7 protein-coding genes are annotated in these 7,982 nt (G+C 60.1%); 5 read left to right on the top strand and 2 right to left on the bottom strand.

Annotation, left to right across the window (positions count from 1 at the left end; translation table 11 throughout):
* From ACIOWE_RS29280 to ACIOWE_RS29265, 4 genes are all read left to right on the top strand, one after another.
* Nucleotides 1-1,205: urate hydroxylase PuuD (locus ACIOWE_RS29280; RefSeq protein ID WP_401398419.1), on the top strand; the 1,205-nt coding region annotated here is incomplete at its 5' end.
* Between the two features lie 314 nt (nt 1,206-1,519).
* Entirely contained in the window at nt 1,520-2,878 is a 1,359-nt protein-coding gene (locus tag ACIOWE_RS29275; RefSeq protein WP_401398417.1) for a nucleobase:cation symporter-2 family protein, read from the top strand.
* Between the two features lie 159 nt (nt 2,879-3,037).
* Nucleotides 3,038-3,823, top strand: coding sequence for an outer membrane protein OmpK (locus tag ACIOWE_RS29270; RefSeq protein ID WP_401398415.1), 786 nt, complete (start codon nt 3,038-3,040; stop codon nt 3,821-3,823).
* Between the two features lie 373 nt (nt 3,824-4,196).
* Nucleotides 4,197-4,982, top strand: coding sequence for an outer membrane protein OmpK (locus ACIOWE_RS29265; RefSeq protein WP_064118621.1), 786 nt, complete (start codon nt 4,197-4,199; stop codon nt 4,980-4,982).
* 90 nt (nt 4,983-5,072) lie between these two features.
* On the opposite strand, the gene ACIOWE_RS29260 is transcribed toward ACIOWE_RS29265, so the two are convergent.
* Complete coding sequence (locus ACIOWE_RS29260; RefSeq protein ID WP_401398413.1) at nt 5,073-6,245, bottom strand: patatin-like phospholipase family protein; 1,173 nt, start codon at nt 6,243-6,245, stop codon at nt 5,073-5,075.
* 35 nt (nt 6,246-6,280) lie between these two features.
* Nucleotides 6,281-7,213, bottom strand: a complete 933-nt coding sequence (locus ACIOWE_RS29255) for a lipid A biosynthesis lauroyl acyltransferase (RefSeq protein WP_401398411.1) — start codon at nt 7,211-7,213, stop codon at nt 6,281-6,283.
* 117 nt (nt 7,214-7,330) lie between these two features.
* Between ACIOWE_RS29255 and minC the strand changes: the two genes are divergently transcribed.
* Nucleotides 7,331-7,982, top strand: a 652-nt coding sequence (gene minC / locus ACIOWE_RS29250; RefSeq protein WP_401398410.1) for a septum site-determining protein MinC, incomplete at its 3' end; no start/stop codon positions are given.

The following is a 7,982-nucleotide window of genomic DNA, read 5'->3' as shown; positions in this document are numbered from 1 at the left end:
TCAACCGCGTCAACCCGAAAACCGGTCTTGCCGGTGATCTGTGGGCGATCCACGGCGGCGGTATCTATCACCTGGAAAAATACAAACTGGCCCCGCCGTCGATGCCGGAGAACCTGCACTGGTTCAAATGGGAAGCCTACTTCACCTGGATGTCGGGTATCGCGCTGCTGTGCGTGGTGTTCTACTCCAATCCGACGCTCTACCTGCTGGCTCCGGGCAGCACCCTGAGCGGTCCTGAAGGCGTGGCCATCGGTATCGGCTCGCTGTTCCTCGGCTGGTTCATCTACTCCTTCCTGTGCGACTCCGCTCTGGGCAAACGCCCTGCCCTGCTCGGCTTCATTCTGTTCGTGCTGATCATCGGCGCGGCATATGGCTTCAGCAAGGTGTTCAGCGGTCGTGGTGCGTACCTGCACGTCGGCGCGATCATCGGCACCATCATGGTCGGTAACGTGTTCCGCATCATCATGCCGGCGCAACGTGCACTGGTCGCGGCGATTGCCGAAAACCGTACGCCGGACCCGGCACTGCCGGCGAAAGGCCTGCTGCGTTCGCGTCACAACAACTACTTCACCCTGCCGGTGCTGTTCATCATGATCAGCAACCACTTCCCGAGCACGTATGGCAGCCAGTACAACTGGCTGATCCTGGCCGGGATCGCGGTGCTGGCGGTGTTGGTGCGTCACTACTTCAACACCCGCCACGACAGCCACAAGTTTGCCTGGACCCTGCCGGTGGCAGCGGTGGGCATGATCACTCTGGCGTACGTCACCGGTCCTGCACCGATGTCGACCGCTCCGGAAGTGGCCAAGGCGCCTGCAAAAATCGAGTACCAACCGCTGCCGGAAACAGCACTGGGTGGTGGCGCGAAACCGGCTGAAGCGGCGGCACCTGCTGCACCCGCAGCAGCACCTGCCGCAGCTCCGGCGCAAGCCTCCAACGCAGGTCCTGGTTTTGACAAAGTGCACAGCGTGATTCAAGAACGCTGCGCTGTTTGCCACTCGGCCAAACCGACCAGCCCGTTGTTCAGCGCTGCACCCGCGGGTGTGATGTTCGACACCCCTGAGCAGATCCGCCAGAACGCGGCGCGCATTCAGGCGCAAGCCATCACCTCGCAGATCATGCCTCTGGGCAACATCACTCAGATGACCCAGCAGGAACGTGACCTGATCGGTGCATGGATCGCCCAGGGAGCCCAGACCAACTAAGCCACGCCAAAGCCTGTGTAAAAGCAGGCTTTTGGGGGTGAAGGGATTTACCTGTGGTTGAGGATTTACCTGTGGTGAGGGGATTTATCCCCGATCGGCGGCGCAGCCGTCGCAAAGCCTGCAATTGCCATCTGCCTGATGCACTGCGATTGCAGATTTTGGGGCTACTTCGTAGCCCATCGGGGCGGTGCGACGTTTCGCTAAATCCCCTCGCCACAAAATTTCTCTGACCACACATAAATGATGCACAGAAACAGCTGTGAGCAACCCGGCAGCTGTTCAATCACAAGAATAAAAAAGATCCGAGGTGTTGCATGTCCGAGCTGTCCAAAGCGCGCATCCCCGACGCACCCGCCATTCAGCGATTGCCCCTTTTGCAACTGATCCTGGTCGGTTTGCAACATGTTCTGCTGATGTACGGTGGTGCCATCGCGGTGCCGCTGATCATTGGACAGGCCGCTGGCCTGAGTCGTGAAGAAATCGCCTTCCTGATCAACGCTGACCTGCTGGTCGCCGGTATCGCCACCATCGTGCAGTCCTTGGGCATCGGCCCGATGGGCATTCGCATGCCAGTGATGATGGGCGCCAGTTTTGCCGCCGTCGGCAGCATGGTTGCCATGGCCGGCATGCCCGGCATCGGTCTGCAAGGGATCTTCGGCGCCACCATCGCTGCCGGATTTTTCGGCATGATCATCGCGCCGTTCATGTCCAAGGTCGTACGCTTTTTCCCGCCGCTGGTGACCGGCACGGTCATCACCTCGATCGGTTTGTCGCTGTTCCCCGTGGCCGTGAATTGGGCCGGTGGCGGTGCCGCCGCCGCGCAATTCGGCTCACCGATTTATCTGGCCATCGCCGCCCTGGTGTTGGGCACCATTCTGTTGATCCACCGCTTCATGCGCGGTTTCTGGGTGAACATTTCCGTCCTCATCGGCATGTGCTTCGGCTACCTGTTGTGCGGCGCGATCGGCATGGTCGATCTGAGCGGCATGGCCAACGCGCCATGGGTGCAGTTCGTCACCCCACTGCATTTCGGCATGCCGAAATTTGAACTCGCACCGATCCTGTCGATGTGCCTGGTGGTGGTGATCATCTTCGTCGAGTCCACCGGGATGTTTCTCGCGCTGGGCAAAATTACCGGGCAGGAAGTCTGCCCACGCATGTTGCGTCGCGGCTTGCTGTGCGATGCCGGCGCCTCGTTCGTTGCCGGTTTCTTCAACACCTTCACCCACTCCTCTTTCGCGCAGAACATCGGCCTGGTGCAGATGACCGGCGTGCGTTGCCGCTCGGTGACCATCGTCGCCGGCGGCTTGCTGATCGTCCTCAGCCTGTTGCCGAAAGCGGCGTTCCTCGTGGCGTCGATTCCGCCAGCGGTGTTGGGCGGTGCAGCGATTGCGATGTTCGGTATGGTCGCCGCGACCGGGATCAAGATTCTGCAAGAAGCCGACATCGGCGACCGTCGCAACCAATTGCTGGTGGCGGTGAGCATCGGCATGGGCCTGATCCCGGTGGTGCGTCCGGAGTTCTTCGCGCATCTGCCGATGTGGATGAGCCCGATCACCCACAGCGGCATCGCCATGGCCACGCTCAGTGCGCTGACGCTGAACCTGCTGTTCAACATCCTTGGCGGCGCCGAGCGCGCAGCCATCAACGACTGCCACGCACATCAGCATTAACAGCAACACGACCCCCCCCTTGTGGGAGCGAGCCTGCTCGCGAAAGCGGTATGACATTCAACCCATCAGTTGACTGAAAGAACGCCTTCGCGAGCAGGCTCGCTCCCACAGGGAAAAACAGCTCTGCGCCTTAAAAATAAAAACAAGAGGGAGCAACAGATGATTCGTACTCAGACAAACATGCTGTTGGGGGGTGGCCTGCTGGCCGCGAGTCAAGCCATGGCCGGCGATTTACTGCTGTGGCAGACCAACAGCCTGAGCTACCTGTACGGCAAGAATTTCGCGATCAACCCGTCGATCCAGCAGACGGTGACGTTCGAGCACGCCGACAAGTGGAAGTACGGCGACAACTTCCTGTTCGTCGACAAGATCTTCTACAACGGCCAGGAAGACCGCAACAAAGGTCCGCACACCTTCTACGGCGAATTCACCCCGCGCTTCTCGTTCGGCAAGATCTTCGACCAGAAGCTCGAATTCGGCCCGATCAAGGACGTGCTGCTGGCGATGACTTACGAGTACGGCGAAGGTGAGAGCGAGGCCTATCTGATCGGCCCCGGTTTCGACCTGAAAGTGCCGGGCTTCAACTACGTCACCCTGAACATCTTCCGCCGCCAGACCGAAGGCCCGCGCCCCGGCGACGGTGTCTGGCAGATCACCCCGGGCTGGTCCTACAGCATTCCGCTGGGCAATTCCGACCTGTTGATCGACGGTTATCTGGACTGGGTCGTCGACAACGACGAGAACTCGCGCGGCACCTACCACGCCAACCTGCACATCAATCCGCAGATCAAATACGACCTCGGTAAAGCCCTGGGCTGGAGCCAGAAGCAGCTGTATGTCGGCACCGAATACAGTTATTGGAAAAATAAATACGGGGTCGAAAACAGCCACAACCTCGACACCAACCAGAACACCGCCAGCCTGCTGGTGAAGGTGCACTTTTAAGATGACGCGCAACCGTGCCCCATACCTGTCGTCGGTGCTCTGTTGCGGGGCACTTGAGAGCTGGCCAAGGAGTCAGTATTCTCCGCGGCCTCATGAATTCGGTCTAAAAAAAAGCCCGGATTTAATTCCTGACCGACGGGCCAACTTATCCCGGCCCCGGCCAGTACCGAGGCATCCCGAAAACACGCTCAATCGACTGTTTTTCAGCAGCCGATCGGGCGTTTTTTTGCTTTTCGAAAGCCTTGGCTCAGCTTTTGCTAACACACAGAAGCTGACCGATCGGATGACTTTTGCAGCAACGAAAAAAGGCGCCACACCAGAGCGCCGATCTTAAAAAAAATAAACGTGGAACACCTACTTTGGGAGCAACCGAATGAAACGTATGTGCACCAGCCTGATGCTCGCGGGATCGATGCTGGCCGGCGGCCAGGCCATGGCCGATGGCCTGCTGCAGTGGCAGAACAACAGCCTGACCTACCTCTATGGCAAAGACTTCAAGGTCAACCCTGCGATTCAGCAGACCGTCACCTTCGAGCACGCCGACGCGTGGAAGTATGGGGACAACTTCCTGTTCGTCGACAAGATCTTCTACAACGGTGACAAGGACTTCAACAACGGCCCGAACACCTACTACGGCGAGTTCAGCCCGCGTATCTCGCTGGGCAAGGTGCTCGACCAGAAGATCGAGTTCGGCCCGATCAAAGACGTCCTGCTGGCGATGACTTACGAGTTCGGCGAGGGTGACACCGAGTCCTACCTGATCGGTCCGGGCTTCGACCTGGCCATCCCGGGCTTCGACTACTTCCAGCTGAACTTCTACCAGCGCCACACCGAAGGCTCGCGCCCGGGTGACAACGTCTGGCAGATCACGCCAGTGTGGTCCTACACCATTCCGGTCGGCGATTCGAACGTGCTGATCGACGGCTACATGGACTGGGTCGTCGACAACGACGTCAACAACCGTGGCGAATACCACGCCAACCTGCACTTCAACCCACAGGTTAAATACGACTTGGGCAAGGCGCTGAATTTCGGCGAGAAGCAGTTGTATGTCGGTGTCGAGTACGACTACTGGAAAGACAAGTACGGGATCGACGACACCCGTGCGTTCACCACCAATCAGAACGTGACCAGCTTCCTGGTGAAATTCCACTTCTGATCGTAAAAGCTTCGCGAGCAGGCTCGCTCCCACATTCGACCGAGTTCCAATGTGGGAGCGAGCCTGCCCGCGAAGGCCTCAGCGCAGATCTCAGGCCGGAACCACCGCTGCGGATATCCCCAAAAACCGGCACAGCTCTTCACGCTTGGCCAACGCATCACGCCGCCCCAGATCGATCAATTCGCTGCAATACCCCGCCTCGAACAGCAGATAACTCAACACCCCCGCCCCACTCGTCTTGGTCGCCCCCGGCCCACGCAAGAACAAGCGCAATGCCGCCGGTAATTCCTGACGATGGCGTGCCGCGATTTCATCAATCGGCTGACTCGGCGAAATCACCAGCACCTCAACCGGCGCCACGCCCAATTCGCGCGTCGGCGTACCGGCGGGCATCAAATGGCTGAACTGGTTGAGACGCTGCAACAACTCGATATCGCTCTCCAGGCTGTCGATGAACGTGCTGTTGAGCATGTGCCCGCCAATCTGCGCCAACGTCGGCTGTTGCCCCGTGTAGCTGCGTTCAAGCGGCTGCTGCGGATCAAACCCGCGCGGGTTGCCGCTGACACCGACCACCAGCACGCGACTGGCGCCAAGGTGCAGCGCAGGACTGATCGGCGCCGATTGCCGCACCGCACCGTCGCCAAAATATTCATCGCCCAGTTTCACCGGCGCGAACAGCAGCGGAATCGCCGAACTGGCCAACAGATGCTCCACCGACAATTGCGTCGGCACACCGATGCGCCGATGCCGCAGCCACGAATCGATCTTGCCGCCGCCCTGATAGAACGTGACCGCCTGCCCCGACTCATAGCCGAACGCAGTCACCGCCACCGCGTGCAATTGCTTGCGCGCGATGGACTCGGCGATGCCGGGCATGTGCAGTTTTTCATTGAGCAGATCGCGCAGCGGCGAACTGTTGAGCAGCGCCACCGGCAGGTGCCGGCCCATGCCGAGCAAGCTGTGGCTGACGAAGCGGCTGGCCTGGCGGATCACCCCCGGCCAGTCACTACGCAACACGCGATGGCTGCGAAAGCCTTGCCAGAACAGCGTCAGGCGTTCGATGGCGGCGCGAAAATCCGTCGCGCCACTGGCCAGGCTCACGGCGTTGATCGCCCCGGCCGAGGTGCCGACGATCACCGGAAACGGATTGTCGGCGCCCAGCGGCAACAACTCGGCAATCGCCGCCAACACCCCCACCTGATACGCCGCCCGAGCCCCGCCGCCGGAAAGAATCAAACCTGTAACCGGCTCAGTTGGGCTCATCGCAACACTCCATGGTGCTTAAAAGGATGGATCAATCAACCGCGTTTGGCGTACAGCTTCGGCTCGCCCGGTGGACGGCTCTTGAAGCGGCGATGTGCCCACAGGTATTGCTCGGGGCAGGCTCGCAGAGCGCTTTCTACCCACTGATTGATACGGATGCAATCGGCCTCTTCGCTCTCGCCGGGGAAATCTTCCAGCGGCGGGTGAATCGTCAGGCGATAACCGCTGCCGTCGGCCAGACGCTCCTGAGTGAACGGCACCACCAGCGCCTTGCCCAAGCGGGCAAATTTGGTGGTCGCAGTCACGGTCGCCGCCTGAATGCCAAACAGCGGCACAAAAATACTTTGCTTGGCGCCGTAGTCCTGATCCGGTGCGTACCAGATCGCCCGGCCCGAGCGCAGCAACTTGAGCATGCCGCGCACGTCGTCGCGCTCCACCGCCAGCGAATCGAGGTTGTGCCGCTCGCGGCCCTGACGCTGGATGAAATCGAACAACGGGTTTTTGTGTTCGCGGTACATGCCGTCGATGGTGTGCTGTTGACCGAGCAACGCCGCGCCGATTTCCAGCGTGGTGAAATGCGCCGCCATCAGGATCACGCCTTTGCCTTCGCGCCGGGCCTTTTGCAAATGCTCCAGGCCTTCGACGTGAGCCAGCTTGGCCAGACGCTCGCGGGACCACCACCAACTCATGGCCATCTCGAAAAACGCGATGCCAGTGGAGGCGAAGTTTTCCTTGAGCAGGCGTTTGCGCTCGGCGGCGGATTTTTCCGGGAAGCACAACTCAAGATTGCGCTTGGCGATGCGCCGCCGGTCGCCGGCCACGCGATACATCAACGCGCCCAAAACTCGACCGATGGTCAGCAAGGCCGGATACGGCAACTGCACGATCAGCCATAAAAGCCCCAGACCGCACCAGAGCGGCCAGAAGCGTGGAGAAAGAAATGCTCTTCGAAAACGCGGGCGATCCATTAAAGCTTCCGTAAATACAGTGGCCGCGCATTCTACATCGTTCGACCCGGCTTGCGGCTCGCGGGCGTTCTCGTTATAAGTCTCGGCACTTTTAGTGACAAGCCGTTGTATGCCGACATGAGCCAAACCGAACCGTTAGACCAAGATCCCGTATTCCAGCTCAAGGGCAGCATGCTGGCCATCACTGTGCTGGAACTGGCCCGTAACGACCTCGAAAGCCTCGATCGGCAATTGGCCGCCAAAGTCGCCCAGGCGCCGAACTTCTTCAGTAACGCGCCGCTGGTTCTGGCGCTGGACAAACTGCCGCCGAGCGAAGGCGCCGTCGATCTGCCGGGCCTGATGCGCGTGTGCCGCCAACATGGTCTGCGCACCCTGGCGATTCGTGCCAGCCGCATCGAAGACATCGCCGCCGCCATCGCCATCGACATTCCGGTGCTGCCGCCGTCCGGCGCCCGTGAGCGACCGCTGGAAACCCCGGAAGCCGAAGTCAAAAAGAAACCGGAAAAACCGCCTGAACCGACCATCAAAGCGACCCGCGTAATCACCACGCCAGTACGTGGTGGCCAACAGATATATGCCCAGGGTGGCGATCTGGTGGTGGTGTCCTCGGTCAGTCCGGGGGCGGAACTTCTCGCCGATGGCAACATCCATGTATACGGCCCGATGCGCGGTCGTGCGCTGGCCGGGGTCAAGGGCGACACCAAGGCGCGGATTTTCTGTCAGCAATTGAGCGCTGAACTGATCTCCATCGCAGGCCACTACAAGGGTT

Source organism: Pseudomonas sp. NPDC087598 (assembly GCF_044743525.1).
Lineage (GTDB): Bacteria > Pseudomonadota > Gammaproteobacteria > Pseudomonadales > Pseudomonadaceae > Aquipseudomonas.
This window is presented reverse-complemented; position numbering and strand designations above follow the sequence as displayed.